Origin of the sequence: Pseudomonas sp. BC42 (genome assembly GCF_021560055.1) — a bacterium.
Taxonomy (GTDB): Bacteria; Pseudomonadota; Gammaproteobacteria; order Pseudomonadales; family Pseudomonadaceae; genus Aquipseudomonas.
Window position 1 is genome coordinate 4,569,305 of the sequence record NZ_CP091067.1, and the last position, 25,935, is coordinate 4,595,239.

Genomic DNA, 25,935 nt, shown 5'->3' on the forward strand with positions numbered 1-25,935 from the left:
GGCAGGCGCGTCCTGCCCGGCGTGGTGCAGGGGCGCCCTACTCCTTGAGTACGGAGGCCATTTTTTCCAGGTGCGCGCAGGCCCGCACCACGTACTCGTCGGACAGCGCGGCGATGCGCCGGTAGTCGATCTGCTGGCCGGTGGCCTGGGTGTAGAGCCGCAGGGCCTCGGTGGCGTGGCGGAAGTGCCGGGCCTCGACAGCGCCGCAGTGAACGCTGAGGAAGCCGGCGATGCGGTTGGCCTCCCCCGCCGGATGCCCGCAGGACTCGCGCAGCCAGTTCTTCCACAGCGGGGTCATGAGGTTGTATTCGCCGGTGTTGAACAGCTCGGTCAGGGCCATCATCTCCAGGGCCTCCACCAGGTTCGGTGCCAGGGGGCGCTTCTGCCCGACCCAGGTGGAGAACTCCTTGGTGATGGGGTTCAGGTACTTGTCCTGCAGGCGCCAGTTGTCCGAGCCGCAGATGGCCGAGGCCATGCGGTGATAGAGCTTGGAGTGATGGGGATGGCCATGCATTTCGCCGAGGCCGACGTCCTCGACGATGATCTCGCCACAGTGCCGGGCGGCTGCCAGCAGCTTGAGCTTGTTGTCATCGCCGGGCAGCTCCGCGGACTCCTGCAGCAGCCGCACGATGATGCTCGACACCGCATGGGCGGCGCCGTCGGGGCTGCGCCAGCCGCAGAAGAAGGTGCACAGCGAATCCACGGACCAGCGGCGGGAGGTCATGCGCTGGTAGGTCAGGCAATAACCGTCCAACAGGCCGGGGTTGTTTTCAAAGCCGGTGAGCAGGGCTTCCACCAGATTCCGATCCTCGACATCCACCAGTGCCTGATGCACATAGCCGATGAACGCCTCGCGGGAACTCTCCATGTTTCTCTCCTGTAGTGACTCTTGGGTTCACGGACAACAAGCCAGGCGTCGCCACCCCGGGCCTCTGGACGGGCTCGGGAACCGGAACAACGCGGTGGCAGATGCGGGTGACGGCAGCGCTAATCCATGACGATCGCCGACATGAACTGGGCGAAGCGGCTCAGGCCTTCGATCAGCTCCTGGTACTCGACGGCGTAGGAAATGCGGATGCAGTGAGGGTCGCCACAACCGGAACCGGGGACCACGGCAATGTGCGCCTCGGTCAGCAGCAGGTCGGCGAGGTGGTCGACGTCGCGGATCGGCTGGCCGCGGTAGTAGCCGCCCAGGCGCGACGCGATGTCGATGTACAGGTAGAACGCCCCTTCCGGCGGCGCATAGCGGATGCCTTCCAGGCGATCCAGGTAGGTGCGCGCGGCGTGCAGTTGTCGCTGCAGGAACGGATTGACCTGGGCGGCGAACTGCGTCGAGTCGGCATTCAAGGTATTGAGCGCGGCGTATTGCGACAGGCTGCTGGGGTTGGAGGTGGTGTGGCCCTGGAGGTTGTGCATGGCCGCGATCACTGGCGCCGGGGCGCAGGCGTAGCCGACCCGCCAGCCGGTCACCGCCTGGCTCTTGGAGAAGGAATCGATCAGCACGGTCTGGGCCTTCAGCGCCGGGAACAGCGCCAGGATGTTGTGGTGCTCGTGGGGTTCGCGCACCAGGCCGCGATAGCACTCGTCGAACATCACCCACAGCCCGCGCTCGAAGGCCAGCTGGGCGATCGCCAGCAGTTGCTCCCGTTGATAGACAGTACCGGTGGGGTTGTTCGGGGTGTTGATGACGATCATCCGCGTGCGTTCGCTCAGCGCCCCCTGCACCGCTTCCAGGGTCAGCCGGTAGTCGTCGTCGCGGGTCTGCACCAGCACCGGGGTGGCGCCCGCCAGGCGGATCTGGGTGGGAAAGGTTTCCCAGTACGGGCAGGGCACTATCACCTCGTCACCGGGGTTGAGCAGCACCATGCAGGCGTTGTACAGGGCCTGCTTGGCCCCGGCGGTCACCGCCACTTCATTGGCCGCGAAGGTCACGCCGGTGCGCTGGCTGACCCGCTGGGCGAGCTTCTCCCGCAGCGCCGGCAGGCCGATGGGCGGGGTGTAGCGATTGCGCGCGTTTTCAATGGCTTCGATGGCCCCAGTGCGCATGTCCTGGCAGGCATCGAAGGACAGTTCACCGGCGGCGAAATTGATCACCTTGACCCCGCTTTCCTTCAGGGCGTTGGCTTTGCTACGCATGCTGGATGTGCCCGGCGCGCTGAGGCCGAGGGCACGGTTGGACAAAGACAAGCGGCTTGCAGTGGCTTCGCTGTTATTCATGTTGTTACCTGCGAAAACGATCTGGAAGCAAGGCGCCCCGGAGTCGGGAAAACACCTTGCACAGCCCACCTGGCCAAGGCCCCCAGCCAGGTCTTCTTACATTCTGATGACAGTCGCAAACACCGGCCAATACCGTTTGCGTCGTGATTGATACTGGAAAAGTAAGAACTATCCGAAGGCGCCGCGAGCCGCGCACAGAATGCATCAGGCCCGGGCAGAACAGCCCCGGGCCTGATGGTTTATGGCTCGACAACGGTCTTCAGGCGGCGCCGGAGACTGACCTCGCGTCGGCGTCCATGCCCCGCTGCACGTACCAGGACAGGGGCAGCGTCAGCAGCAGCGTGGCGGACAGGGCCATCACCGCCAGGGGAATCCCGGTGACGTCACCCAGGCCGCCGAACAGCACCGGAGCCAGGGCCCCGCCGCCGATGGTGCCGGTGTAGAACAGCGAGAACGCCTGCTCGCGCTTGCCGGCACCGGCCAGGTCCGGCACCGCGCCGTACAGCACCGAGGACGTGCCATTCAGGGCCAGGCCCAGCAGCGGCAACATCAGCATCAGGCCGGCATAGGGCAGGAACACCGCCAGCACGATCAGGCTGGCGGTGGTGAACTCGGTGATCCACACGGTTTTCATCATGCCGATGCGCGCGCCGAGGTAACCGCACAGCAACTTGCCGAAGGCGCCGCCGACGAACAGCAGGGTCAGGGCCAGGCCGATACCGGCGGTGCCAGCGCCCTTGGCCTTGAGCAGGAACGGCAGGAAGGTCAGAAAGCCCATGCGCACCGCGCTGTCCAGGGTGCCGGTGAGGATCAGCGCGCGCATCCCGCTGGCCGAGCCCTGGCCCTTGACCGTCTTGGGCGCTTTCTCGCTGATGGCCTTGGTCACGGCCCGGGAGGGAATCAGCCACCACAGCAGCACCGCGGCGGCCAGTCCCAGAAGGCCGATCAGGGTGACGCTGGCGCGCCAGCTGATCAGGGTCAGCAACAGGCCCACCAGGCCCGGGACCAGGGTCTTGCCGATATCCCCGGCGAAGTTGTACTGGGACAGGGCCTCCTTGACCCCGCCGCCGGCTTCATGGGTATCGGTGATCAGCGAGGAGGCCAGCGGGTGCTGGGTACTGGCCCCCAGGCCACCGAGCAGCAGGGCCAGGAGCAGCACGCCCAGGCCTCCGGCCTGCCCCGCCAACAGGTAGGCCAGCCCGGCCAGGGCGGTGCCGCCCACCAGCAGGCGCTCACGCCCCCAGCGCCGCGCGGCGCGACTGGCCAGCAGCTGGAAGCCGGCCATCATTCCGGAATAGACCCCGCGCAACAGGCCGATCTGGGCATAGCTCATGGCGAACTGCGCCTGCCAGATCGGCAGCAGCACGTAGATCACGTCAGTCAGGCCGTCATGCACCGCATGGGCGCTGCAACCGGCGAACAGGGAGCGACGACGCACGCTGGCATCCGTCATCGGCGCGGCCTCCAGGGAGGCGCTGTGTTTCAGATCATTCATCGTCGGCCAGGTTGCAAGGAGGGAAAGGAAGCGGATCAGTCACAGGATAGGCAAGCCGGAGCCGGCCACAAGCCCCGCTTGCGGGGCCGGGCCGGCGACCCTCAGCGCAGCGCCTGGGCGCAGTCGCGCATCACCCGGGCCTTGCGCTGCAGGTATTCGGCGAAGATGTCCCGCGCGGCCTGCGGGTCGACCTGCACCTGCATGGCCTCGACGAACTCGTTGACCGCCGCCACGGCATGGGCGAAGTGGTTGCTCTCGGTGCCGCCGGTGTGCACGGTGACCCAGGCCACGGTGGTCCGAGCCTTCTCCGCCGGCACGCCCATGTCGCGGACGAACCACTGCTTGTACAGCGGGTGGATGTACTCCACTTCGCCGTGGGTATAGACCTCGTGGACCAGGGTGGTCAGCAAGCCTTGCAGCAGGTCCCGGTCGCGCAGGCGGCGGAAGTCGGTCCAGTCCTTGAACGCCTGCGCCGAAGGCAGGCAGTTTTCCTTGAGCAGCCACTGATCGTCACCGCAGATGGGCGTGGCCATGTTGTAGAACAGGTCCGAGTGCAGGGTGTTGCCCAGCGCGCCCAGGTCCTCGTCGGTGATCCGCTGCAGGCTGCCGCAGGCCCGGTAGAGGCCCTCGGCGGCTTCCGAACCCTGCTCGGAACGGGCCAGCAAGGTGATGCGGTTGGCCAGGCCGGAGACGCTGGTGGCGGAGTTGTTGGTCTTCGACCAGCTGGCGAAGAACTTGCGCAACACCGCAGGCGGGTGGCGGCGCGAGGTGAGTTTCTCGAAAGCATTCTCGATGTCCACCAGAGCGTTTTCCTCGCTCCAGAAGGCTTCGAACAGGGCATGCTTCAAGACACTGGCCGGCATGTCGTTCAACACAGGTTCGACGATCTTCAGCAATTGGCTCTGCCGGGTCAGTACGTTATTCATGGTCACCTCACGTATTCCTTGTTGGATGATGAATCAAGCGGGTTGAGCGGCCGCATGGCGGCCGGCGTTTCGGGGTTGAGGGGCTTCCAGCCGCCCCAGGCGATCAACAGCGACAGCAACTGGAAGACCACGATCAACGCCACGCAGCCCGGCCAGCCCCAGTGACTCCAGAGCAAGGCCGGGATCACGGCGCCGAAACTGCCTCCCAGGTAATAGAACGTCAGGTACAGCCCCACCGCGCCGGCCTTGTTGTGGCCGGCGGTGGCGGTGGTAAAGGAGTTGGCCGCGGCCTGGGCCAGGAACACCCCGGTGGAGCTCAGGGCCAGGCCCAGCACGATCAGCCATAGCGAGGGCAGCAGAGTCAGGGCCGAACCACAGACCCCGAGCAGCGCCGCGGCGACCAGCAGCTCAGCCTGGGGCCGGGACCGGCTCAGGCGGCCGGCAATCGGGATCACCACCAGCGCCAGGAGGAATACGCTGTAGATCGCCCCCAGGGCGGCAGCCCCCAGGTCGAACGGCGGCAGGCTGAGGTAAAGCCCGGCGTAGGTGAAGGTGGCGACTTGCGAGAACAACACGCAAAAGCCCACGCCGTAAGCCGCCAGCAACGGCCGGCTGCACAGTTCGCGCAGGGCGCCCAGGCGGCTCGGCCGGCTTCTGGTAACCGGCGACGGGTTGGCCGGCAGCAGGTAGTGAATGGCCACGCCGATCAGCAGGCTCAGGCCCGCCAGCAGGGCGAAGGCCTCGCGCCAGCCGACGTATTCGGTCATGAAGCCGGTGACGAAACGTCCGGCGAACCCGCCCAGCACGGTGCCGGCCACATACAGGCTGGTGACTTCGGTGACGGTGCCGCCACTCCAGCGATCACCGATGTAGGCCACGCTGGTGGCGAACACCACCGGGATCAGCATGCCTTCGATGAAGCGCCAGACCAGCAACTGGGCAAAGCTGCCGGCACAGGCCGCGAGCAGCGCCGGCAGCGCCAGCAACAGGGACGCCAGGACAATCACCGAGCGCTGCTGGAACCGGCCGGTGAACCGACTGACGAAGGGCGCGGTGATGGCCACCGCCAGAGTGGTCACGGTAATGCTCCAGCCGGCCTCCCTGATGCTCACCGCAAAGCTCTGGGAGAACTCCTGGAGAATCCCCTGGGTGGCATACAGGTTGAGAAAAGCCGCACAGCCACACAAAAACAGGGCAATGCGAGCACAATGCTGGCGCGAGTTCATGAAACCTCTCGTTTTCTGACGAAAGGCCTTTATAAAATACGCCGCCGATCCAAGACCAATACCGATTTACGACCGATCAATACCCAGGGAACCGGATGCTCGATCTACGCAGATTGCGTTACTTTTTGACCGTCGCCGAAGAGCTGCACTTTGGCCGCGCCGCCCTGCGCCTGCACCTTGCGCAACCACCGCTGACGCGGCAGATTTCGGCACTGGAAGCCGAGCTCGGGTTTCGCCTGTTCGATCGCACCAGCCGCACCGTCAGCCTCACCGCCCAGGGCCGGCACTTCCTGCCTTATGCCCGGGCGGTGCTGGAGCAGGTGGACCTGACCCAGGTCATGGCCGGCAAGCTGGCCAAGGGTTGCGCCGGACAACTGGCCCTGGGCTACGCCAGCTCCATCGCCCTGTCGGACCTGTTCAGCCAGGCGATCCAGGCCTTCGCCCAGCGTTTTCCCGACGTGCAACTGACCCTAGTCGAAGGCGCGTCGGTCAGCCAGTGGTCGCAGATTGTCGACGGACGGATCGATATCGGCATGGGCCGGATGCGGCCGCCCTGCGAACAGAGCGAAATCCAGGCCCTGTCCCTGGGAGACGAACCCCTGGTGGCGGCCATCTCCAGCGACAGCCCCCTGGCCGCCCAGGATCAGGTGACCCTGGCCGAGCTCAGCGAGCATCCGTTGATTCTGTTTCCCGCCGACTACGGCTCGGGGCTCAACGAAGCAATCGAACAACTCTACCGGCGCAACAGCCTGCCTCTGCGCCCCGGCCCCAGCGGTCGGCAGATCACCTCGATCATCGCCCTGGTGGCGGCCGGCCAGGGCATTGCCCTGGTGCCGCGCTGCACCCAGACCCTGGCCAAAAAGGGCGTGACCTACCGCCCGCTGACGGACCCCGGCGCCACCGCGCAACTGTTGGTACTGACCCGCAGGCAGGGGCGCAGCCAACTGGTGGAAGCCTTCATGGGGGTGCTCGACGAACTGCTGCAGGCGCAGCCGGAGACGGCCGGGCGCTAGTCCGGGCGCGCCGGGCCCCGGGCGGCCCCGAACCCCATCGGCCGCATGACTGGCGCTCGGCGCCAGCCAGCGTGCCGCTATCCGCCCCCGCTAGCGGCAGACCACCCGGGCCTCTGCCCTCCCCTGGGCAATCATCAGGTCGTTGCCGTTGGCGTCGTTGCCGACAAACTCATTGCTCTGGGCATACACCTGCCGATAGGCCTGGCCGTCGTAACGGTAGTAACTCAGGTATTGCTCCCCGGCACTGACCCGGGCCTGGGTCATCAGGTCCGGCAGGCCGTTGCAGGTGGTTGTCAGCACCGCCACCGGGCCGTCTTCGACCGCCAGCAGCGGCTCGGGAGGCGTCTTGCGCGCCAGGAACAGCCATTGATCCGAATTGACCTGATTGCCGCTCAGGCCACAGCTGACCAGCAGCAACGGGCCCTGGGGGCCGCGGCACGTCTGGGCATTGACCTGGCTCTCGGCACAGGTCGCGCTGATGGCCCTGGCGGCGTCGGCCCCCAGCAGCGCCAGTGCCTTGCTGGCGGGCGTCTCCCGCGGGTCGGCGCTGCACAGCCCCTTGCCGCTGGGCCATTGCCGCCGGGCACCGAGGTACAGCGGCGCCAGAACGGCAATCACCCGATCCAGCTCCCGCGCCAGGCACTGCGTATCCCGGCAGCGACCGATGGCCCGCTGCTGCCGGGCGATCTGCTCGTCGAGCTGCCACGGGGTGTAGACCACCGCGAGAGTGGCGTGCTGAAGAAACCGTGCCTTGAACAGCTTCTCCACCAGGGCCCCATCCTCACAGGTGCCCGCCGGCAGGGCCTGGCGCGCTTCCACGGCGCTGCGCTGCGCGGTCTCGTCGTCCGCGAACCCCAGCGCGTCGATATCCGCACAAGGCTTGAGCAACAACTGCGAGGAGAGGTAACCGCCAGTGGCTTGCTCACTGTGCGGTATCAGCCGCTTGCCGTCGGCCCAGGCCGGTGCGGCCAGCGCCAGCGCACAGGCCAACAACATCATGTTGCGTTTCATTGCGGCATTACCGTCCATTGATTTGACAAGCGCCTTGGCGCGGCTTGAACCGGCCCCGCGGCCGGGTGCCCGATGCAGCGGCGAGTGGCGGCTAGAGGCGCGTCAGCCGGGCAGCGAAGCGCCACCATCGAGTGTGCGAGCCAGGTCCAGGTGCGTGGCGAAGCATTCGCCGACATCGATCATCGCGCGGTGGCTGTGCTGGACCGAACCCTCCCGAGTCCAGAGAAACGGGTAGAAGGAAAAGCACTGATCGGCACTCAATGCCTGCACCTCAGCCTGCCAGCCATCCCAACGCAGGTCCTGGTAGAAAACGGCCAACTGGTCGCTCAGGGCCCAGGCGAGAAAGTCGCTGTAGCCCACCTCCAACGGCTCCCATTGCAGCGTATCGGGCGCCCAGTAGTACATCGCCCCCACATCAGCGCCCAGGCCGCCACCGTTGATGGCAAAGAACCCTCCTACGGCGTCATCAGCCACCAGCAAGGCCCCCTGTACGCGCCCCTCATTCCAATCGGCAAGATTGCGCGACAAGTGCCCATGCCCCGAACCCAGCACCCGCAGCCAGCCGTGATCGATCAACAGCCCGCCGGTTTCGTAGGCCATCGCTCCCAAGGTTGATCGAGTCGTGACTTGCAGCGCAGACAGCACCCTGGCGTTTGCGCTGGATGGGGGCAGTAGCTGATGGTCCAGACGGGTTTCTTCCAGCATCGTCTTGATCAAAGGCAACGCAGAATCGCCGCTGTTTATCAGATCTTCCAAGCTTCTCATCGACCGTTCCCTGGAAAAAGGAACGGATTATATCCACCTGGATGCAAGTGCGGAGCGGGTCATTGCGCCGGGTTGTCGACCCGTCGCCAGCGCCTGGTGCCGATCTGCCCGCTCTCCTCGGCGGGCAGCCGTGCAAAGCATTTTTTGAAACCTTTCATCACTGCCCGGAATTGCCTGAAACTGCTTCAGGCGCTTGTTCAACTGCCTTTGGCGGTTTTACACCAACCGCCTCCGGCGCTTTTGGAGACTGCACAGGCACTTGCTCCTGCAAGACCCTGGCGCTCTTGCGCTGCTCCTGGGCTTCAATCCAGTAAGGCAGCGTCACCATCATCACCTTGATGGCCTCAAGCCCAGCCATCCCGCCCGCCAAGTGGACGGGTTGCTTGTCGACATCTTTCATCGCCAGTTTTTGCTGCTGGCGCTCTTGCGCCCTCACCTGCCGCAGATTCTCCCGGTAGTCCTTGTAGTCAAGCGAGTAAGGCAACGTCGCAAATAGAAGGTTTGCAGAAGGCCAACCCGCAATCACAAGCATCAAGAGGCAGGCGACGAACATAGGCATACGACCACGAAAACGCAGGATCAACATTGAGATCGACATGAAACACAAGGTATAGAGCTGGAACGGAACGAGAAGAATGGCCAGGGATTCGCAAACTTCCCAATGGCACAAGACCCACAACGTCATTAACACCGATCACTCTCCATCATCTGAACACCACGGACATCCAGAGACTGCCGGGCGGGCTGTTGCACCCAGCAGCAAGCATCAGTACGCCTTTCAAAGGGCAGGTACTGGATTCTGAACGTTGTGCATAAACGGCCGATCATTCCTTTTGATCTCCTTGCAATGGGCCGCGGATCTTAGCGCATCTGCAAAGCAGGCATCGGGCAGCTTGCAGCGCAAGACGCTCGTGAAGGCTGCACAGAGATGACACTCAACGTCAGAACTCCTTTAGCAGCTTGCCCTGGCGTCTACCACGCGGCGCGCCCGGTCGCACCGCCGCGGTTGCCCACGATCCCAATGCAGCGCAAATCTGCCCGCCGAAAGCCAAAACAGGCACAACCACAAGATCCGTGGACCCAGGTTGAACCCTCAAAGGGGCCAGGAAGGCTTCTGATGGAATGATGAAGAGACGCGGGGATGACATGGACTCAGGGCACAACCGTTGCACCTGTAGCCAAAGACCGGAAAAGATGATCAGAAAAGCGCGTGGATGCGCGATGGAGAAGGTAACGAGAGACGGCCGGAGGTCATCAGCCTGAAATCTTCGGCCCGGAGGCAGTTCCAGACCTGAACATCAGAGAAATCATCTGATCGCCTTGCGCGGATTTTGCGCATGCCCAAACGAAAAAAGAGATCAAGCCGCTACGTGCTTGATCTCTCTTTGAAATATGGTCGGGACGGAGTGATTCGAACACTCGACCCCTAGCACCCCATGCTAGTGCGCTACCGGACTGCGCTACGCCCCGACTAGGCGTGAAACCTGTTTCACTTCTCAGGAAACGTTGAGGAATATACCGCAAGCTTTTGAAAAGTGGAAGTATTTAAAACAGAGAATTACTTCTTAAGCACCACAAGCACATCTTCCAATTCGGAAATCATCTGACGGATCAGTTGCTTGTACTGGGTGGTGTCGTCTTTGGCCTCATCACCGGAAAGGCGCAAGCGTGCACCACCGATGGTGAATCCCTGATCGTAGAGCAGCGCGCGGATCTGCCGGATCATCAGCACATCCTGACGCTGATAATACCGGCGATTTCCGCGGCGCTTGACAGGGTTGAGTTGAGGAAACTCCTGCTCCCAATAACGCAGCACATGCGGTTTGACCGCACAGAGCTCGCTGACTTCACCGATGGTGAAGTAGCGTTTACCCGGGATCACCGGGAGCTCGTCGTTATGACTTGGTTCCAGCATATGCCTCAACTCGGGCCTTCAACTTCTGCCCTGGACGAAAGGTGACCACACGGCGAGCCGTGATCGGGATTTCTTCACCCGTTTTCGGGTTGCGGCCAGGACGCTGGCGTTTATCCCGAAGGTCGAAGTTACCGAAACCGGACAATTTGACCTGTTCGTTATCTTCGAGAGCATGCCTGATTTCTTCAAAGAACAGCTCGACCAATTCCTTGGCCTCGCGTTTATTCAGGCCTAGCTCTTCGTAGAGACGTTCGGCCATTTCAGCTTTCGTCAGAGCCCCCATACGTCACTTCCTTAACGTGGCGTTCAACCTTTGTTCGAGCGAGGTGAGGATATTTTGCGTCGTGGAGTTCACCTCATCGTCATTAAGAGTGCGCGATGGATGCTGCCAGGTCAAGCCGACGGCAAGGCTTTTTCTATGCGGATCAATGCCTTTACCCTGGTACACGTCAAATAGCCTGAGGTCTGTCAGCCATTCACCTGCATTTTCACGGATTACGTCCAGAACAGCGCTTGCCGCAACATCACGATCTGCCAGCAACGCCAGATCTCGACGCACTTCTGGGAAGCGGGACAACTCGTGGAACTTCGGCAAACGCCCCTGAGCCACTTCGCTCAGAACCAGCTCAAACACATAAACCGGACGGTCAAGGCCCAGGGTCTTTGCCAACTCTGGGTGAATCGCCCCCAAATAGCCGATCTCGCGACCATCTCGCTCGATACGCGCAGTCTGGCCAGGATGCAGCGCTGGATGCTTGCCCGGAACGAAAGTGAATGTATCCAGAGCCCCTGCAATCCCCAACACGGCCTCAACATCCGCCTTGACGTCAAAGAAGTCCACGACATCGCGGCCTTGTGCCCAGCCTTCAGGCAAGCGACTGCCACAAACGACGCCCGCAAGCATTGGCTGCTGCTTCAACCCCTCCAACTGGCCAACGAAACGCAAGCCGCTTTCAAACAAGCGGACACGATCCTGTTGACGGTTCAAGTTGTGCTGAAGTGCCTTGACCAGCCCAGGCCACAAGGAAGAACGCATGGCCGCCATGTCGGCCGAAATCGGGTTCGCCAGCAGTAGCGGTTCGACACCCGGATTGAACAGTTCAAAGAGTTTTGGATCGATGAAGCTGTAAGTGATCGCTTCCTGATAGCCACGAGCAACCAACAAACGCCGCAATGCGGGCAGATCACCTTGCGCTTCCGCCTTGGCCTGAGGAGCCAGACGAGCCTGCGGATAGCGAACCGGCAGACGGTTGTAACCATAGAGACGCGCCAACTCTTCGATCAAGTCGACTTCAAGACTGATATCGAAACGATGGCTCGGCACTTCAACACGCCATTGCCCTGCTCCATCGGTAGTCACTGCCAGGCCAAGCCCGGTGAGCAGACGCTCAACCTCAGAACCATCCATCGCCATGCCCAACATCTGGGTAATGCGTTCAGCACGCAAAGTTACAGGCGCTACAGACGGCAAGTGCTGCTCACTGACTGTTTCAATGATCGGGCCGGCGTCACCGCCAGTGATCTCCAGCAGCAGACCGGTCGCACGCTCCATAGCTTCGCGAGCCAGCTGCCAATCCACACCGCGCTCATAGCGATGGGATGCATCAGTGTGCAGACCATAGGAACGAGCCTTCCCGGCAACTGCGATCTGATCGAAGAACGCGCTTTCCAGGAATACATCACGTGTGTTGGCGGTGACGCCACTGTGCTCACCCCCCATCACACCGGCGATTGCCAGGGCGCGGGTATGGTCAGCGATCACCAGGGTATCGCTACGCAGTGTCACTTCCTGGCCATCGAGAAGTACCAGCTTCTCGCCCTCTTCTGCCATGCGCACGCGAATGCCACCGTTGATCTCAGCGAGATCAAAAGCATGCAACGGCTGCCCCAGCTCAAGCATCACATAGTTGGTGATGTCCACCGCAGCATCGATGCTGCGTACATCGGCGCGACGCAGGCGCTCAACCATCCACAGTGGGGTCGGCTTGGAAAGATCGACGTTACGGATGACCCGGCCCAGGTAGCGTGGACAGGCGGCTGGAGCCAGGACTTCCACAGGGCGGACTTCCTCGTGGGCGGCGGCCACTGCCTTCACGTCCGGACGCTGGACTTTCGCCGCGTATAGTGCGCCGACCTCACGGGCCAAGCCGGCCAGGGACAGGCAGTCACCGCGGTTTGGCGTCAGATCAACCTCGATACTGGCATCGTCAAGATTCAGGTAGGCACGAATGTCTTCCCCCACCGGGGCATCAGCCGGCAACTCCATCAGACCGTCATTGCCTTCGCCTATCTGCAGCTCTGCCTGCGAACACAACATGCCGTTGGACTCAACGCCACGCAGCTTGGCTTTCTTGATCTTGAAGTCGCCCGGCAGCTCGGCGCCAATCATCGCAAATGGGATCTTCAGCCCTGTACGCACGTTGGGTGCGCCGCAGACCACCTGGAAGGTTTCCGCGCCATTGCTGACCTCGCACACACGCAGCTTGTCGGCATCCGGGTGCTGCTCGGTGCTCAACACCTCACCCACCACTACCCCACTGAAATCTCCGGCGGCTGGCGTTACGCTATCAACCTCAAGACCGGCCATCGACAGACGAGCAACCAACTCGTCGCGACTTACTTGCGGGCTAACCCAGCCACGCAACCATTGTTCACTGAATTTCATCCTGCTCTCCTAATAGATTCGTTACGGACGCGCGACTAGCGAAATTGCGCAAGGAACCGCAAGTCGTTGTCGAAGAACAGGCGCAAGTCATTGACTCCGTAACGCAGCATGGCCAGACGCTCGGCGCCCATGCCGAAGGCAAAGCCCTGGAACTCTTCCGGGTCGATCCCGGACATGCGCAGCACGTTCGGGTGAACCATGCCGCAACCCATCACCTCCAGCCAGCCAGTCTGCTTGCAGACACGGCAGCCTTTACCGCTGCACATCACGCATTCCATATCAACTTCAGCGGAAGGCTCGGTGAACGGGAAGTAGGAAGGACGGAAACGTACGGCCAGTTCTTTTTCAAAGAACACCCGCAAGAACTCTTCAATGGTGCCTTTCAGGTCGGCGAAGTTGATATCGCGGTCGACCAGCAGGCCTTCGACCTGGTGGAACATTGGTGAGTGGGTGATATCGGAGTCGCTACGATACACACGGCCCGGGCAGACGATGCGAATCGGCGGCTGCTGCGATTCCATGGTGCGGACCTGTACCGGCGAGGTGTGGGTGCGCAACAACATGTTCGCATTGAAATAGAAGGTGTCATGCATCGACCGGGCCGGGTGATGGCCTGGGATGTTGAGCGCCTCAAAGTTGTGATAGTCGTCTTCGACCTCAGGGCCTTCGGCAATGCCATAGCCAATATGGGTGAAGAACTGTTCGATACGTTCCAGGGTCCGTGTAATCGGGTGCAGACCACCGGAGGTCTGGCCACGGCCCGGCAGGGTTACGTCAATGCATTCGGCGGCGAGCTTGGCGCTGAGTTCCGCCTCCTCGAAAGCGGCTTTGCGCGCATTGAGAACCTCTGTCACACGCTCCTTGGCCACGTTGATCAGCGCACCGACTTGCGGGCGCTCTTCGGCAGGGAGATTGCCCAGGGTCTTCATCACCTGAGTCAGCTCGCCCTTCTTGCCAAGGAAGTGAACCCGGATCTGCTCCAGGGCGTTGATGTCTTCAGCGTGTTGCACGGCCTCAAGTGCTTGAGAAACCAGCGCATCCAGGTTTTCCATGTACAGACTCCAGATACAAAATAGGGGAAGAGCTTGAAGGCTCTTCCCCTATTTATGACGTTTAACACCAGAGCCCACGATAGGTGAGCCCGGATGACTGTCGGGGGTACTTAAGCCAAGGTGGCTTTAGCTTTCTCGACAATCGCAGCAAACGCCGCTTTTTCGTTCACTGCCAGATCAGCCAGAACCTTACGGTCGATCTCGATGGACGCCTTTTTCAGGCCAGCGATCAAACGGCTGTAAGACAGACCGTTGGTACGAGCACCAGCGTTGATACGAGCGATCCACAGAGCGCGGAACTGACGTTTTTTCTGACGACGGTCACGGTAGGCGTATTGGCCTGCCTTGATTACCGCTTGCTTGGCAACACGGAATACGCGCGAGCGAGCGCCGTAGTAGCCTTTAGCAAGTTTCAGAATTTTTTTGTGACGTTTACGGGCAATGACGCCACGCTTTACACGAGCCATGAGTTACTTCCTCTATTCTTGATCCAAAAATTAACGAAGGCGCAGCATGCGCTCGACTTTTGCCACGTCAGACGGATGCAGCAAGCTGCTACCGCGCAGTTGACGCTTACGCTTGGTCGACATTTTGGTCAGGATGTGGCTCTTGAAAGCGTGCTTGTGCTTGATACCGTTAGCAGTTTTCAGAAACCGCTTAGCAGCACCACTTTTGGTTTTCATCTTTGGCATGTTCGGATACTCCGCATTCAGTTGATAAACATAATCAGAAGGCCTGCCGTGCCCTGTTGATTACTTCTTCTTTTTCGGGGCGATGACCATGATCAGCTGGCGTCCTTCCATCTTAGGATGCTGTTCGACCGAACCGTACTCTTGCAGGTCAGCTTCAACCCGCTTGAGGAGTTCCATCCCCAGCTCCTGGTGGGCCATCTCACGGCCGCGGAATCGCAAGGATACCTTGGCCCTGTCCCCGTCACTCAGGAAACGTACCAGGTTGCGCAGTTTTACCTGGTAATCCCCTTCCTCCGTCCCTGGACGAAACTTGATTTCTTTAACCTGAATCTGCTTCTGGTTCTTCTTCGCAGCGGCAATCTGCTTCTTCTTCTCGAAGATCGACTTGCCGTAATCCATCACCCGGCAAACAGGTGGGACTGCGTCGGCGGAAATTTCCACCAGATCCAGCTTGGCTTCTTCAGCTATACGAAGCGCTTCATCAATCGAGACGATGCCAATCTGCTCGCCGTCAGCGCCAATTAACCGAACCTCGCGTGCCGAGATATTCTCGTTGATCGGGGCTTTCGGTGCAGCTCGTTTATCTTGTCTCATATCACGCTTAATAATAATTACTCCGAATCTTGGCGACCACGCCGGGAAACCGCTTGTGCGAGGAACGCCGAGAATTGGTCCACAGGCATCGAGCCCAGGTCTTCACCTTCACGGGTACGCACAGCGACAGTCTGCATCTCGACCTCCCGATCTCCAATAACCAAGAGATAGGGAACCTTGAGCAAAGTATGCTCGCGGATTTTAAAGCCGATCTTTTCATTTCTCAAGTCGGACTTGGCACGAAATCCGCTTTGATTGAGTGTTTTTTCCACTTCGAGGGCAAAATCTGCCTGTTTATCAGTGATATTCATCACCACGGCCTGAGTCGGAGCCAGCCACGCAGGGAACGCACCCTCGTAATGCTCGATCAGAATCCCGACAAAACGCTCGAAGGAACCGAGGATAGCCCGGTGCAACATCACCGGATGCTTGCGGCTATTGTCTTCGGAAACGTATTCAGCGCCCAAACGAATAGGCAGGTTGAAGTCAAGCTGCAAGGTACCGCACTGCCAGACGCGCCCCAAGCAGTCCTTCAACGAAAATTCGATCTTCGGACCGTAGAACGCACCCTCACCCGGTTGCAGATCGTACGGCAAGCCTGCGCTATCCAAAGCGGCAGCCAAGGCATTTTCCGCGCGATCCCACAAGTCATCGGAACCCACGCGCTTTTCAGGACGAGTGGAGAGCTTCATTTCGATGTCTTTAAAGCCGAAGTCGGCATAGACATCCATGGTCAGCTTGATGAAAGCAGCAGACTCGGCCTGCATCTGATCTTCGGTACAGAAGATGTGCGCATCGTCCTGAGTGAAGCCCCGCACGCGCATGATGCCGTGCAACGCACCTGACGGCTCGTTACGGTGGCAGGCTCCGAATTCGGCCAGGCGCATCGGCAGCTCGCGGTAGCTCTTCAACCCCTGATTGAACACCTGCACATGGCAGGGGCAGTTCATTGGCTTGATCGCGTAGTCGCGGCTTTCCGACTCGGTGGTGAACATGTTCTCGGAATAGTTGGCCCAGTGTCCGGACTTTTCCCAAAGGCTACGATCGACCACTTGGGGCGTCTTGATTTCCAGGTAGCCGTTTTCACGCTGCACCTTGCGCATGTACTGCTCAAGCACCTGGTACAGAGTCCAGCCATTGGGATGCCAGAACACCATGCCCGGCGCTTCTTCCTGGGTATGGAACAGGCCCAGGCGCTTACCGATCTTGCGATGGTCGCGCTTCTCGGCCTCTTCGATACGCTGGATGTAGGCGGCGAGCTGCTTCTTGTCCGCCCAGGCGGTACCGTAGACCCGCTGCAACTGCTCGTTCTTGGCATCACCACGCCAGTAGGCGCCCGAAAGCTTGGTCAGCTTGAAGGATTTCAGGAAGCGCGTGTTCGGCACGTGCGGGCCGCGGCACATGTCGACATATTCTTCGTGATAGTACAGGCCCATTGCCTGCTCATTCGGCATGTCCTCCACCAGGCGCAACTTGTAGTCTTCGCCGCGGGATTTGAACACTTCGATGACTTCGGCTCGCGGCGTAACCTTCTTGATCACGTCGTAGTCTTTCTCGATCAACTGCTGCATGCGCTGCTCGATGGCAGCCATGTCCTCAGGAGTGAAAGGCCGTTCGTAAGCGATGTCGTAATAGAAGCCTTCATCGATGACCGGACCGATGACCATCTTGGCAGTCGGGTACAACTGCTTGACCGCATGCCCCACCAAGTGAGCGCAAGAGTGGCGAATGATCTCCAGCCCCTCTTCGTCCTTTGGCGTGATGATTTGCAGGGTTGCATCGCTGTCGATCACATCACAGGCATCGACGAGCTTGCCGTTGACCTTGCCGGCCAAGGTGGCCCTGGCCAAACCGGCACCGATGGATGCGGCGACCTCAGCTACGGAAACCGGGTGATCGAATGAACGTTGACTGCCGTCGGGAAGAGTAATAGTGGGCATGGCGCCTCCTCTCCTAGTGGTGACCCCTACCAAAGGTCACGTGGGTTGGGATGAGCCAGTACGCGATTCAGTCCAGCCGTTCTGTAACAAACGCCTGCCTCACAGTGGCAAGAGCCTTGCGGCCAACCGGGAAACCGAACCAGAGTGACTGGGGTTCACATCAAAAATTAATGAGGCATAGACTGCGAGGGAAGTGAGATACCCAAAGCTTGAAAACACCCAAGCCGGGCATGCTAGCACAGATAAATCCCAGCATCGCGCGGCATGTTTCACGCCAGCCACTTTCCAGCCTTTTGTTGGCAGGAAAGTGAACTTGCGATGTACGCCGAGCCTCAAATACATCGAGAATCGTCGTCCTAGCCATCGACCTCAGGAGAACCCGCCCCATGCGCCTCAACCAACTGCTCGCCCTCGCCGCCCCGCTTGCCCTGCTTCTGCCGTTGAGCGCCCAGGCTGCCTGGCCTGCCGGAGCTCGCGCCGACTACATGAAGGACTGCACCGCCGCAGCCAGCCAAAACATCGATGCCAAAAGCGCCGAGAAGCACTGCGCCTGCGGTGCAGACAAGCTGAATGAAAAATTCACCACCGAAGAAATCAAGGAGCTGATGAGCAAAACCAAGCAACCCAGCGCAGAACTCAGAACCCGAGCGCTGGACGCCATCGCCGCTTGCCGAGTGGTCAAATAACTCGCACGCGCCGGAAATAGGCCGTGTCCCGACTATTCAACGAGCTTGAAACGCGGCTTTTTTCACAATTTACACAGCTTTTACGGTTTTTTTATCACCATTTGTTTTCCGCAAAAGCCGCTTAAACCGCGGCCTGCAGCCAACTTGGAGAGCAAAATACAGCGGCACACCAGGCAAAGAACTCCTACAGGGGGCTCCCAAGTCGAACATTTCGACTATGATAGCTCGGTGTGCCCAGTTGGCCTGAGCAGCACAGTACTACTGAAAATATATGTTTCTTGGAGATACACCATGTCTAATCGCCAAACCGGCACCGTAAAATGGTTCAACGATGAAAAAGGCTTCGGCTTCATCACTCCTCAAGGTGGCGGTGACGACCTGTTCGTACACTTCAAAGCTATTGAAAGCGACGGTTTCAAAAGCCTGAAAGAAGGCCAAACCGTTTCCTTCGTGGCTGAGAAAGGCCAAAAGGGTATGCAAGCTGCACAAGTTCGTCCTGAGTAATTTCTCAGCGAGCTAAAAAAACCCCGTACATGTGACGGGGTTTTTTGTGGGCGGGTAAAAAGCTACTCAGCCACAATTGACCCGATTCACCACCAGGCTAGCGTCCGTGTTGAGGTTCAAGCGGTCGGAGCGGTATTCCAGCGTGATCATGTCGTTAGGCTTGAGGAAGCGCGCATATTGCGCCCCAGAACGACTGCGAGCCTGCTCCAGCAGCTCTGGAGAAGCCTTCTTACCGATGGCGAATTCGGCAGCCGATGCTTCACAACGCGTGTGCCCGGACTCAGAGGCCACAGGTTCCTTTGTCGACCCGGCGGTGCTGCATCCACTGAGGACAACGGCGGCCAACAAGGTTCCGAATGAAGCGAGCTTCCAAGGCATGAAGCCTCCTTTTCAAAATTAAGCAGAGTTCGTGCGACAGTCGATTTCACGTTTGGTTTCAAAAACCAATGGCCTTTTGCCCTGCCCCACGGCTGGCGGACAAGTCTGCCTCAGCCATCGCCCCACTTTCACAGGACAATCGTCACTGAATATGAACGGCACTCAATAGATGTCGATATAGTCAAACGCCGGCTTCGGCCAGTTCTGCTTGAGCGCATTGAAGATCTGCATCACCCAGACCTCATCGCTGGCCGCCACGTTGCCGACGTAACCGGATCCCGCCGCCCAGGTTTCCAGGCGAAACAATAGGCCCTCGATCTCGGCACCACCCACTACCCCCGAAGAGATGTAAGCAATTCCGCCCTTGGTGACACGCAACTGGGTATGCACGCTGTCACTGGCCGAAGCCAGAAGCTGACGCACCGCCTCCAGGGTCAGGGCATCAGGCTGGTTCAAATCGATTTGCACGGTGGCTTCCTTGAGCGCAGGAAAAGCGCCAGTGTCGCACAGCACCTGCCTGATGCCTAAGTCGCAGTGCCAAACACCCGGCAACATGCTTAACTCTGCGCCGTAGCAAACACCAGCCCAGGTCCGGACCTGAGGCCCGCCTTATCCGAATTCGTGAGACCTTCATGGCAACCGTGAGTATTGACGCCGACATCAAAGCCAAATGGCCCCAGGGCCAGTGCTCCTACAGCCCGGGAAGCCCGGAAGAGTTGGCAATCATTGGCATAGATCTGCTGGTCAAGGAGCTGGGAACCCAGTCCGCCCGTGCATTCATCGCGCAGGTATTCGAGAAGTACCCTGCCGACCACCTGGGCGCCCAGGCCCCGGAACGGGAATAGAGCCCCGCAGGTCACGCCTGCGGGGCGCGACTTACTTGAGACGGGCCAGACGCTCGGTGAGCAGATCGAAGAAGCCCTGAGCATCGCCATTCTCAACCCAGAACACGTTCTTTTCCTGCTTCAGGCCGTCGTACCAGTCGACGATGGTCTGGCCGAAGGTCGGCCCTTCGCGACTGTCGATGACCATGTTGGCCTGGCGCCCGGCGAACAACTCGGGTTTCAGGAGGTAGGCGATCACGGTAGCGTCATGCACCGGGCCACCTGGAATCCCGTAGTGCTCCATATCCCCCTTGACGTACTCGTTGAGGATATCCCCCACCACTTTGCTGGCATTGTTGTTCAGGGCCGCGATTTTCTGCAGCCGCGCGTCACTGGTCAGCACCTTGTGAGTCACATCCAGGGGCAGGTAGGTCAACTTGACGCCACTCTTGAGCACCACTTCAGCGGCCTGCGGGTCGGCGAACAGGTTGAACTCGGCCACCGGCGTGATGTTGCCGCCGTTGAAATGCGCACCGCCCATGACCACCACTTCCTTGATGCCCTGGGTGATGTCCGGAGCCTGGATCAGCGCCAGCGCCAGGTTGGTCTGCGGACCGAGCATGGCGATGGTGACGCTGTGAGGCTTGGCCGCGCGCAGGGTGTCGATCAGGTAGTTGACCGCATTGCCCTTGGCCAGCGGCGCCTTGGGCTCGTGCACGGTCACCCCGGAGATGCCCTCCTTGCCGTGGATATTCTCGGCGTAGATCGGCGTGCGCAGCAGCGGCTTGGGCGCTCCTGCATAGACCGGCACTTCATCACGCCCCGCCCACTCACGAGCCAGTCGGGCATTGCGCGAGGTCTTGTCCAGGCGCACGTTGCCCGCCACCGTGGTCAAGGCACGGATGTGCAGCTCTTCGGGCGAAGCCAGGGCGAACAGCAGGGCCACCACATCGTCGGCCCCCGGATCGGTATCGATGATCAGATCGATTTTTTCCGCCGCCTGAGCGCCGGTAGCAGTGAGCAGGGACAAAAGCAGCAGACTCCGGAACCAGTGATTGAATAGCTGAGCATAGCGGTGCATGGCGCACTCCTTGTGCAGGGTATGAAAAAGCCTAGAAGGTCACCCCGGCAACCAGGGCGATGTTGCAATAGGGCTGGCACTCTCCCGTGCGGACCACCGCCCGGGCCTGTCGACAGAGCACCTTGAAATCCTCGTGACTGAGCAGTTTGCGCGCCCCCAGCTGGCCACCGAGGTTCAGCTCATCGAGCCCCGACAGAGGCTGCGGCCGCTTGAGCAGAATCTCCTCGGCCAGCACATGACTCTCCACCTGCATCTCACTGAGCAGCACCTTCAGCGTGCCGAGAAAATCGGGAACGCCATGGGTCAGGGCCAGGTCGATCAACTCGACGCCCGGAGGAACGGGTAAACCGGCATCACCGATCACCACGATGTCGCCGTGCCCCAGGGAGGCGATCAAGCGTGACAGGGCAATGTTGAGCAAAGGGGTCTTTTTCATGAGGGAACAAACGCCTGAACGTCGGACAGCGTGGGAATGGAAGGTTGTGCGCCAGCCCGGGTCACCGACAACGCCGCGGCGGCCTGACCAAAGCGGATCGCTTCGACCTCGCTCTTGCCGGCAGCCAGGGCCGCGGCAAAACCACCGACAAAGGTATCCCCCGCGGCCGTGGTGTCGACGGCCTTGACCTTGGGTGCCGGGAAATACTCACAACTGCGGCCATCGGCAAACAGCGCGCCCTGCGCGCCCAAGGTAATGATGACCTTGCCGGCGCCGGCGGCGATCAAGCGCCCGGCCGCCGCCTCGGCGCTCTCCAGGGAGTCCACGGTCACCCCGCTGAGTGCCGAGGCTTCGCTTTCATTGGGAATCAGGTAATCGATCGAGCCATACCACTGGCCCGGAAGCGGCGCGCTGGCCGGCGCCGGATTGAGAATCACTGTCTTGCCCAGCTCGCGCCCGCGCTTGAGGGTGTAGCCCACCGTCGCCATGGGTACTTCCAACTGACAGATGATCACATCGGCCTCCTGCAGCACCCGATCGAATCCTGCGACCTTCTCGGGACTGAGCAGACCATTGCCGCCAGCGACAATGACAATGGCGTTCTGACTGCTGTCATCGACCACGATCAGGGCCACGCCGCTGGAGCCATCGACCACGCTGACGGCCTGGCAATCGATCTGCTCGGCGAGCAAGGCGCCACGCAGTTGCTCGCCATAGGCGTCATCGCCGACACAGCCGACCATCGAGACCTGCGCCCCGAGCCGGGCCGCGGCCACCGCCTGATTGGCCCCCTTGCCACCGGACACCGTGGCGAAGGACTTGCCAATCAGCGTCTCGCCCCCACGGGGCAGGCGCTCGGCCCGGGTGACCAGGTCCATATTGAGGCTTCCCACTACCACTACTTTTGCTGGCATACATCGATACTCAATCATTTGGGTTCAGCGGTATTCGGCAAAGGCGCCGCCAAGCGGCGCCGTCGATTCCCGCAAGACAATATTCGGCGTCACGATGCGCTGGTCGACCGGCAACTCCCGCGAGGCGATCCGGCGCAGCAGCAACTCTGCCGCGGTCTCGCCCAACTGCAGGATCGACTGGCCGACCGTGGTCAGCGCCGGGTAGACATAGCGGCTCATGAGAATGTCGTCGAAGCCAATCACCGAGAGCTGGCCGGGCACGCGGATATTGCGCTCCGCAGCCGCCCGCAACACGCCGATACCCATCATGTCGTTGCCGGCGAAGATCGCGCTGGGCCGGTTCGGGCTATCGAGCAGTTGCGCCGCCGCGAGATAACCGCCAGTGCTGCTGAAATCACTCTCCAGAAGGCGCGAGGCAGGGACTGCAACCCCCGCCTCGCCCAACGCCTGATGAAAACCCGCCAGACGCAACTGCGCCACGCTGGTCTGGGCTGGCCCGCCAATGCAGGCAATGTCACGATGCCCCAGGTCCAACAGGTGCCGGGTTGCCAGGTAGGCACCGTATTGGTGATCGATGCGCACCAGGTCGGCATCCACGCCCTCCAGCCCGCGGTCGACAATCACCATCGGCGTGCGCACCCCGGCCAGGCCCTGGGCCAGGCCGCTGTCGCCTCCGGCGGAGGTCACGATCAAGCCGTCGATGCGTTTTTCCAGCAACACCCGCAGGTAGTTGCGCTGCTTCTCCGGGTTGTCGTCGGAGTTGCAGAGAATCACGCAATAACCGTTGCGCTCGCAGTAGTCCTCGATCCCCCGCGCCAGCTCGGCGAAGTACGGGTTGAGGCTGTTGGGCACCAACAGGCCGATGGTCGCCGTGGTCTTGGCCTTGAGGGAGCGGGCCACTGCACTGGGCACGTAGTCCAGGCGCTTGATCGCCGCCTCGACCTTGACCCGTACCTCTTCACTGACCGGGCGCGTCTTGTTCAGTACATGGGACACCGTGGTGTAGGAAATCCCCGCCAGCGCCGCCACATCCTTGATTGTTGCCATGAATCAAACCCGCCGATTGGCGCGCTGGCTGCGATAGGTGTCCAGCACCACGGCAATCACGATGACTGCACCGGTGATGATGCGCTTGGTCGGTTCGGATGCGCCGATTTGCGCCAGGCCTGCAGCCAGCACGGAAATAATCAAGACGCCGAAGAAGGTGCTGATCACCGAACCGCGTCCGCCCATCAGGCTGGTGCCGCCGATCACCACCGCGGCGATGACCTGCAACTCCAGACCGGAGCCCGCATTCGGATCCGCCGCTTCCAGGCGAGAAATTTGAAACAGTGCGGCGATGCCCGCCAACAATCCCATCAGACTGAACACCAGGATCTTGTAGGGCTTGGGGTTGATCCCCGCCAGGCGCACCGCCTCTTCGTTGGTACCGATGCCGATCAGGTAGCGGCCGAACACCGTGCGCGTCAGCACCGCCTGGGCCAGAAAGATAATCAGCAGGGCAATGATAAACGACGGCGAAATGCCGAAGGCAATCGGATTCGACAGCCAGGCAAAGGCGTCGCCGATATAGGCCGTGCGCGAGCCGGTCATCTGGTAGGCCACGCCCCGGGCCATTTCCAGCACGCCCAGGGAAACGATGAACGACGGAATGCGCCAGGCCACGGTGATCGATCCGGTGACGGTTCCCGCCAGCGCCGCACACGCCATGCCCAGCAACGCCGCAGGCACCACGCTCCATCCCCAGCCGAGGATCGCCACACTGACCGTCGAGGCGGCCAGGGCCAGCACCGAGCCGACGGACAAATCGATGCCGCCGATGATCAGAACAAAGGTCATGCCCACCGCCAGCACCATCAGGTCGGGAATCTGGTTGGCCAGGGTGCTGAAAGTGTCATAGGAGAGGAAGTGGCTGCTGAGCAGGGAGAACAGGACGATCATCCCCAACAAGGCCCCCGCCAGCCCCAGGTAAGTGCCGAGGCCGTAGTAATGGCCGCCTCGCTTGCCGCTTGCAGGTGCAGTTTTCATGGTGCATTCCTAGGCGCCGCTTCATTGAGCAGCGCATCTCGTTTCTGATAGCCGGCAAAAGCGGCGGCGAGCAATTCGTCCTGGGTCCAGCTGTCACGCTCGAAGGTGTCGATCAGACGTCCCGCAGACAGCACGCCGATGCGATCGCAGATCAGCATCAACTCGCGCAAGTCGCTGGACACCACCACCAGAGCCTTGCCCTGGCGGGTCAACTCGCCCAACAAACCGTAGATATCGAACTTGGCTCCGACATCGATGCCGCGCGTGGGCTCGTCGAACAGCAGCACCGAACAGTCACGCTCCAGCCAACGACCGATCACCACTTTCTGCTGGTTGCCACCGGACAGTTCACTGACGGGTTGCGCCGGGCTGGAACTGCGGATACGCATCGCGTCGATCTGCCGCTGGGCCAGCTGTTCCTCGTCCTGGCCGCTGACCAGGCCGCGGCGGGAAATGGCCGGCATGTTGCCCAGGGCGATGTTGGCGCTGATCGACTGGGTCAGCAGCAGGCCTTCACCCTTGCGATCCTCGGTAATCAGGGCGATACCGTTGGCCACGGCATCCACCGGCGAGCGAATGCTCACGGGCCGCGCCGGGGTCCCCAGGGCGATGCTGCCGCTGTCGGCCAGGTCGGCGCCGAAGATCAGGCGCAGCAGCTCGGTACGCCCTGCCCCGATCAGCCCGGAAATGCCGAAGATCTCGCCACTGCGCACCTCAAACGACACATCGCGGACCTTGTCCGAACGGCAGAGGTTGCTCACGGTCAGCGCCGGAGCGCCGATCTTGCGCTCGCCCAGATCGATATGCTCGCCCAGCTCGCGCCCCACCATCAGGTTCACCAGCTGTTCGCTGTTGTAGTTGGCCATGGGTTCGACACAGACCAGGCAACCATCGCGCAATACGGCAATGCGCTGGGCGACCCGGGCCAGCTCTTCCAGGCGATGGGAGATATAGATGATCGATACGCCCCGGGCCTGCAGACGAGCGATCTGCTCAAAAAGCATCTCCACCTCGCGAGCCGTGAGCATGGCCGTGGGCTCATCGAGAATCAGCACACGGCAGTCGCCGATCAGGTTGCGCGCAATCTCTACCATTTGCTGGTGACCGATGCCCAACTCACCCACCAGGGTGTCGGGATCGATGGCGTCCAGGCCGACCTGGGCCATGGCCTCGATCGCCGCCTTGCGCAGTTGCTTGCGGCTGATCCAGCCGCCGTTACTGGGCAGGTTGTCGAGAAACAGGTTTTCGGCCACCGACAGGGTTGGCAGCAAGTTGAGCTCCTGCATGACCATGCGGATACCCAGGTCCTCGGCCTGGGTGCGGCTCGCGGGGCGATAGTCCTGCCCGTTGAACTGCATGCGCCCGGTGGTCGGACTGACCAGACCACCGATAATCTTCGACAGGGTGCTCTTGCCGGCACCGTTTTCCCCGGTCAGGGCCAGCACCTCCCCGCGCAGCAGCGTCAGGTCGATGCCGGTCAATACCGGTTGTGCATAGGTCTTGCCGATACCGCTGACCGAAAGGACAGCGTTCGCAGCGGAAACTGACATAGGAAACTCTCCATGCGCTCACC

General features: G+C 61.1%; 28 protein-coding genes and 1 tRNA gene. 4 read left to right on the top strand and 25 right to left on the bottom strand.

The window, feature by feature from the left end:
* Nucleotides 1-37 precede the first annotated feature (37 nt).
* The 5 genes from L1O02_RS20415 to L1O02_RS20435 all read right to left on the bottom strand — a co-directional run bounded on the left by L1O02_RS20415 (nucleotide 38) and on the right by L1O02_RS20435 (nucleotide 5,864).
* Nucleotides 38-868: a hypothetical protein gene (locus tag L1O02_RS20415; RefSeq protein ID WP_060838448.1), complete on the bottom strand. Its 831-nt coding sequence runs from the start codon at nucleotides 866-868 to the stop codon at nucleotides 38-40.
* A gap of 119 nt (nucleotides 869-987) precedes the next feature.
* The gene (locus L1O02_RS20420; RefSeq protein ID WP_235758616.1) at nucleotides 988-2,217 is read right to left on the bottom strand and encodes a pyridoxal phosphate-dependent aminotransferase; all 1,230 of its coding nucleotides are present in this window, start codon (nucleotides 2,215-2,217) and stop codon (nucleotides 988-990) included.
* Between the two features lie 259 nt (nucleotides 2,218-2,476).
* The gene (locus L1O02_RS20425; protein WP_060843019.1) at nucleotides 2,477-3,712 is read right to left on the bottom strand and encodes an MFS transporter; all 1,236 of its coding nucleotides are present in this window, start codon (nucleotides 3,710-3,712) and stop codon (nucleotides 2,477-2,479) included.
* Nucleotides 3,713-3,813: 101 nt separating this feature from the next.
* Nucleotides 3,814-4,638, bottom strand: a complete 825-nt coding sequence (locus L1O02_RS20430) for a hypothetical protein (RefSeq protein ID WP_060838445.1) — start codon at nucleotides 4,636-4,638, stop codon at nucleotides 3,814-3,816.
* 2 nt (nucleotides 4,639-4,640) lie between these two features.
* Nucleotides 4,641-5,864 carry an MFS transporter gene (locus tag L1O02_RS20435; RefSeq protein ID WP_235758618.1) on the bottom strand — a complete coding sequence of 408 codons (1,224 nt, stop codon included), beginning with the start codon at nucleotides 5,862-5,864 and terminating at the stop codon, nucleotides 4,641-4,643.
* Nucleotides 5,865-5,959: 95 nt separating this feature from the next.
* Between L1O02_RS20435 and L1O02_RS20440 the strand changes: the two genes are divergently transcribed.
* Nucleotides 5,960-6,877 carry a LysR family transcriptional regulator gene (locus L1O02_RS20440; RefSeq protein ID WP_060838443.1) on the top strand — a complete coding sequence of 306 codons (918 nt, stop codon included), beginning with the start codon at nucleotides 5,960-5,962 and terminating at the stop codon, nucleotides 6,875-6,877.
* A gap of 90 nt (nucleotides 6,878-6,967) precedes the next feature.
* On the opposite strand, the gene L1O02_RS20445 is transcribed toward L1O02_RS20440, so the two are convergent.
* The 12 genes from L1O02_RS20445 to thrS all read right to left on the bottom strand — a co-directional run bounded on the left by L1O02_RS20445 (nucleotide 6,968) and on the right by thrS (nucleotide 17,511).
* Nucleotides 6,968-7,888, bottom strand: a complete 921-nt coding sequence (locus L1O02_RS20445) for a hypothetical protein (protein ID WP_235758620.1) — start codon at nucleotides 7,886-7,888, stop codon at nucleotides 6,968-6,970.
* Nucleotides 7,889-7,990: 102 nt separating this feature from the next.
* Complete coding sequence (locus L1O02_RS20450) at nucleotides 7,991-8,653, bottom strand: DUF2625 domain-containing protein (protein WP_060843016.1); 663 nt, start codon at nucleotides 8,651-8,653, stop codon at nucleotides 7,991-7,993.
* A gap of 157 nt (nucleotides 8,654-8,810) precedes the next feature.
* Complete coding sequence (locus L1O02_RS20455; RefSeq protein WP_146189230.1) at nucleotides 8,811-9,344, bottom strand: hypothetical protein; 534 nt, start codon at nucleotides 9,342-9,344, stop codon at nucleotides 8,811-8,813.
* Nucleotides 9,345-10,046: 702 nt separating this feature from the next.
* A tRNA-Pro gene (locus tag L1O02_RS20460) sits at nucleotides 10,047-10,123 on the bottom strand.
* Nucleotides 10,124-10,211: 88 nt separating this feature from the next.
* Entirely contained in the window at nucleotides 10,212-10,568 is a 357-nt protein-coding gene (locus L1O02_RS20465; protein WP_007920509.1) for a MerR family transcriptional regulator, read from the bottom strand.
* Complete coding sequence (gene ihfA / locus L1O02_RS20470) at nucleotides 10,549-10,851, bottom strand: integration host factor subunit alpha (protein WP_002553164.1); 303 nt, start codon at nucleotides 10,849-10,851, stop codon at nucleotides 10,549-10,551. The genes L1O02_RS20465 and ihfA overlap by 20 nt, the downstream gene beginning before the upstream one ends.
* Before the next feature lie 3 nt (nucleotides 10,852-10,854).
* The gene (pheT, locus tag L1O02_RS20475; protein WP_108546296.1) at nucleotides 10,855-13,233 is read right to left on the bottom strand and encodes a phenylalanine--tRNA ligase subunit beta; all 2,379 of its coding nucleotides are present in this window, start codon (nucleotides 13,231-13,233) and stop codon (nucleotides 10,855-10,857) included.
* Nucleotides 13,234-13,268: 35 nt separating this feature from the next.
* Nucleotides 13,269-14,285, bottom strand: a complete 1,017-nt coding sequence (pheS, locus tag L1O02_RS20480) for a phenylalanine--tRNA ligase subunit alpha (protein WP_011060419.1) — start codon at nucleotides 14,283-14,285, stop codon at nucleotides 13,269-13,271.
* A gap of 110 nt (nucleotides 14,286-14,395) precedes the next feature.
* Complete coding sequence (gene rplT / locus L1O02_RS20485) at nucleotides 14,396-14,752, bottom strand: 50S ribosomal protein L20 (RefSeq protein ID WP_016963673.1); 357 nt, start codon at nucleotides 14,750-14,752, stop codon at nucleotides 14,396-14,398.
* A gap of 30 nt (nucleotides 14,753-14,782) precedes the next feature.
* Nucleotides 14,783-14,977, bottom strand: a complete 195-nt coding sequence (rpmI, locus tag L1O02_RS20490) for a 50S ribosomal protein L35 (RefSeq protein ID WP_002553160.1) — start codon at nucleotides 14,975-14,977, stop codon at nucleotides 14,783-14,785.
* A gap of 60 nt (nucleotides 14,978-15,037) precedes the next feature.
* The gene (infC, locus tag L1O02_RS20495) at nucleotides 15,038-15,589 is read right to left on the bottom strand and encodes a translation initiation factor IF-3 (protein ID WP_169893379.1); all 552 of its coding nucleotides are present in this window, start codon (nucleotides 15,587-15,589) and stop codon (nucleotides 15,038-15,040) included.
* Nucleotides 15,589-17,511, bottom strand: a complete 1,923-nt coding sequence (thrS, locus tag L1O02_RS20500; protein ID WP_108546295.1) for a threonine--tRNA ligase — start codon at nucleotides 17,509-17,511, stop codon at nucleotides 15,589-15,591. The genes infC and thrS overlap by 1 nt, the downstream gene beginning before the upstream one ends.
* A gap of 386 nt (nucleotides 17,512-17,897) precedes the next feature.
* On the opposite strand from thrS, the gene L1O02_RS20505 reads away from it, so the two are divergent.
* Together L1O02_RS20505 and L1O02_RS20510 are read left to right on the top strand one after the other, a co-directional pair.
* On the top strand, nucleotides 17,898-18,197 hold the full coding sequence (locus L1O02_RS20505; RefSeq protein WP_060838436.1) for a hypothetical protein: 300 nt from the start codon (nucleotides 17,898-17,900) through the stop codon (nucleotides 18,195-18,197).
* Between the two features lie 291 nt (nucleotides 18,198-18,488).
* A complete protein-coding gene (locus L1O02_RS20510) occupies nucleotides 18,489-18,701 on the top strand; it encodes a cold-shock protein (protein WP_003179963.1) in 213 nt (70 codons plus the stop codon).
* A 66-nt stretch (nucleotides 18,702-18,767) separates the two neighbouring features.
* On the opposite strand, the gene L1O02_RS20515 is transcribed toward L1O02_RS20510, so the two are convergent.
* Both L1O02_RS20515 and L1O02_RS20520 read right to left on the bottom strand, forming a co-directional pair.
* On the bottom strand, nucleotides 18,768-19,079 hold the full coding sequence (locus tag L1O02_RS20515; RefSeq protein ID WP_060838435.1) for an I78 family peptidase inhibitor: 312 nt from the start codon (nucleotides 19,077-19,079) through the stop codon (nucleotides 18,768-18,770).
* Nucleotides 19,080-19,241: 162 nt separating this feature from the next.
* Nucleotides 19,242-19,547: a hypothetical protein gene (locus L1O02_RS20520; RefSeq protein ID WP_060838434.1), complete on the bottom strand. Its 306-nt coding sequence runs from the start codon at nucleotides 19,545-19,547 to the stop codon at nucleotides 19,242-19,244.
* Between the two features lie 164 nt (nucleotides 19,548-19,711).
* Here L1O02_RS20520 and L1O02_RS20525 point away from each other — a divergent pair, with 164 nt between their 5' ends.
* The gene (locus L1O02_RS20525) at nucleotides 19,712-19,924 is read left to right on the top strand and encodes a hypothetical protein (protein ID WP_060838433.1); all 213 of its coding nucleotides are present in this window, start codon (nucleotides 19,712-19,714) and stop codon (nucleotides 19,922-19,924) included.
* A 31-nt stretch (nucleotides 19,925-19,955) separates the two neighbouring features.
* Here L1O02_RS20525 and L1O02_RS20530 read toward each other — a convergent pair whose 3' ends face one another.
* Genes L1O02_RS20530 through L1O02_RS20555 form a run of 6 tightly spaced genes read right to left on the bottom strand, consistent with a single transcriptional unit; the run spans nucleotide 19,956 to nucleotide 25,912 of the window.
* Nucleotides 19,956-20,984 carry a nucleoside hydrolase gene (locus L1O02_RS20530; RefSeq protein ID WP_235758622.1) on the bottom strand — a complete coding sequence of 343 codons (1,029 nt, stop codon included), beginning with the start codon at nucleotides 20,982-20,984 and terminating at the stop codon, nucleotides 19,956-19,958.
* Nucleotides 20,985-21,015: 31 nt separating this feature from the next.
* On the bottom strand, nucleotides 21,016-21,420 hold the full coding sequence (gene rbsD / locus L1O02_RS20535) for a D-ribose pyranase (RefSeq protein WP_060838431.1): 405 nt from the start codon (nucleotides 21,418-21,420) through the stop codon (nucleotides 21,016-21,018).
* Nucleotides 21,417-22,334 carry a ribokinase gene (gene rbsK / locus L1O02_RS20540; RefSeq protein ID WP_235758624.1) on the bottom strand — a complete coding sequence of 306 codons (918 nt, stop codon included), beginning with the start codon at nucleotides 22,332-22,334 and terminating at the stop codon, nucleotides 21,417-21,419. The genes rbsD and rbsK overlap by 4 nt, the downstream gene beginning before the upstream one ends.
* A 24-nt stretch (nucleotides 22,335-22,358) precedes the next feature.
* A complete protein-coding gene (locus tag L1O02_RS20545; RefSeq protein WP_060838429.1) occupies nucleotides 22,359-23,381 on the bottom strand; it encodes a LacI family DNA-binding transcriptional regulator in 1,023 nt (340 codons plus the stop codon).
* A 3-nt stretch (nucleotides 23,382-23,384) separates the two neighbouring features.
* Nucleotides 23,385-24,362, bottom strand: a complete 978-nt coding sequence (locus tag L1O02_RS20550; protein WP_060838428.1) for an ABC transporter permease — start codon at nucleotides 24,360-24,362, stop codon at nucleotides 23,385-23,387.
* Entirely contained in the window at nucleotides 24,359-25,912 is a 1,554-nt protein-coding gene (locus L1O02_RS20555; protein ID WP_235758626.1) for a sugar ABC transporter ATP-binding protein, read from the bottom strand. Before L1O02_RS20555 ends, L1O02_RS20550 begins: the two co-directional genes overlap by 4 nt.
* Between the last annotated feature and the right edge of the window lie 23 nt (nucleotides 25,913-25,935).

Coding starts and splice junctions, on each gene's coding strand:
- L1O02_RS20420 (WP_235758616.1), bottom strand. CDS start 2,217: ATGAATAACAGCGAAGCCACTGCAAGCCGCTTGTCTTTGTCCAACCGT.
- L1O02_RS20550 (WP_060838428.1), bottom strand. CDS start 24,362: ATGAAAACTGCACCTGCAAGCGGCAAGCGAGGCGGCCATTACTACGGC.
- pheS (WP_011060419.1), bottom strand. CDS start 14,285: ATGGAAAACCTGGATGCGCTGGTTTCTCAAGCACTTGAGGCCGTGCAA.
- ihfA (WP_002553164.1), bottom strand. CDS start 10,851: ATGGGGGCTCTGACGAAAGCTGAAATGGCCGAACGTCTCTACGAAGAG.
- L1O02_RS20415 (WP_060838448.1), bottom strand. CDS start 868: ATGGAGAGTTCCCGCGAGGCGTTCATCGGCTATGTGCATCAGGCACTG.
- L1O02_RS20545 (WP_060838429.1), bottom strand. CDS start 23,381: ATGGCAACAATCAAGGATGTGGCGGCGCTGGCGGGGATTTCCTACACC.
- L1O02_RS20440 (WP_060838443.1), top strand. CDS start 5,960: ATGCTCGATCTACGCAGATTGCGTTACTTTTTGACCGTCGCCGAAGAG.
- rplT (WP_016963673.1), bottom strand. CDS start 14,752: ATGGCTCGTGTAAAGCGTGGCGTCATTGCCCGTAAACGTCACAAAAAA.
- L1O02_RS20450 (WP_060843016.1), bottom strand. CDS start 8,653: ATGAGAAGCTTGGAAGATCTGATAAACAGCGGCGATTCTGCGTTGCCT.
- rpmI (WP_002553160.1), bottom strand. CDS start 14,977: ATGCCAAAGATGAAAACCAAAAGTGGTGCTGCTAAGCGGTTTCTGAAA.
- L1O02_RS20555 (WP_235758626.1), bottom strand. CDS start 25,912: ATGTCAGTTTCCGCTGCGAACGCTGTCCTTTCGGTCAGCGGTATCGGC.
- L1O02_RS20445 (WP_235758620.1), bottom strand. CDS start 7,888: ATGAAACGCAACATGATGTTGTTGGCCTGTGCGCTGGCGCTGGCCGCA.
- L1O02_RS20465 (WP_007920509.1), bottom strand. CDS start 10,568: ATGCTGGAACCAAGTCATAACGACGAGCTCCCGGTGATCCCGGGTAAA.
- L1O02_RS20505 (WP_060838436.1), top strand. CDS start 17,898: ATGCGCCTCAACCAACTGCTCGCCCTCGCCGCCCCGCTTGCCCTGCTT.
- L1O02_RS20510 (WP_003179963.1), top strand. CDS start 18,489: ATGTCTAATCGCCAAACCGGCACCGTAAAATGGTTCAACGATGAAAAA.
- L1O02_RS20525 (WP_060838433.1), top strand. CDS start 19,712: ATGGCAACCGTGAGTATTGACGCCGACATCAAAGCCAAATGGCCCCAG.
- thrS (WP_108546295.1), bottom strand. CDS start 17,511: ATGCCCACTATTACTCTTCCCGACGGCAGTCAACGTTCATTCGATCAC.
- rbsK (WP_235758624.1), bottom strand. CDS start 22,334: ATGCCAGCAAAAGTAGTGGTAGTGGGAAGCCTCAATATGGACCTGGTC.
- L1O02_RS20530 (WP_235758622.1), bottom strand. CDS start 20,984: ATGCACCGCTATGCTCAGCTATTCAATCACTGGTTCCGGAGTCTGCTG.
- L1O02_RS20435 (WP_235758618.1), bottom strand. CDS start 5,864: ATGAACTCGCGCCAGCATTGTGCTCGCATTGCCCTGTTTTTGTGTGGC.
- L1O02_RS20430 (WP_060838445.1), bottom strand. CDS start 4,638: ATGAATAACGTACTGACCCGGCAGAGCCAATTGCTGAAGATCGTCGAA.
- pheT (WP_108546296.1), bottom strand. CDS start 13,233: ATGAAATTCAGTGAACAATGGTTGCGTGGCTGGGTTAGCCCGCAAGTA.
- L1O02_RS20515 (WP_060838435.1), bottom strand. CDS start 19,079: ATGCCTTGGAAGCTCGCTTCATTCGGAACCTTGTTGGCCGCCGTTGTC.
- rbsD (WP_060838431.1), bottom strand. CDS start 21,420: ATGAAAAAGACCCCTTTGCTCAACATTGCCCTGTCACGCTTGATCGCC.
- L1O02_RS20425 (WP_060843019.1), bottom strand. CDS start 3,712: ATGAATGATCTGAAACACAGCGCCTCCCTGGAGGCCGCGCCGATGACG.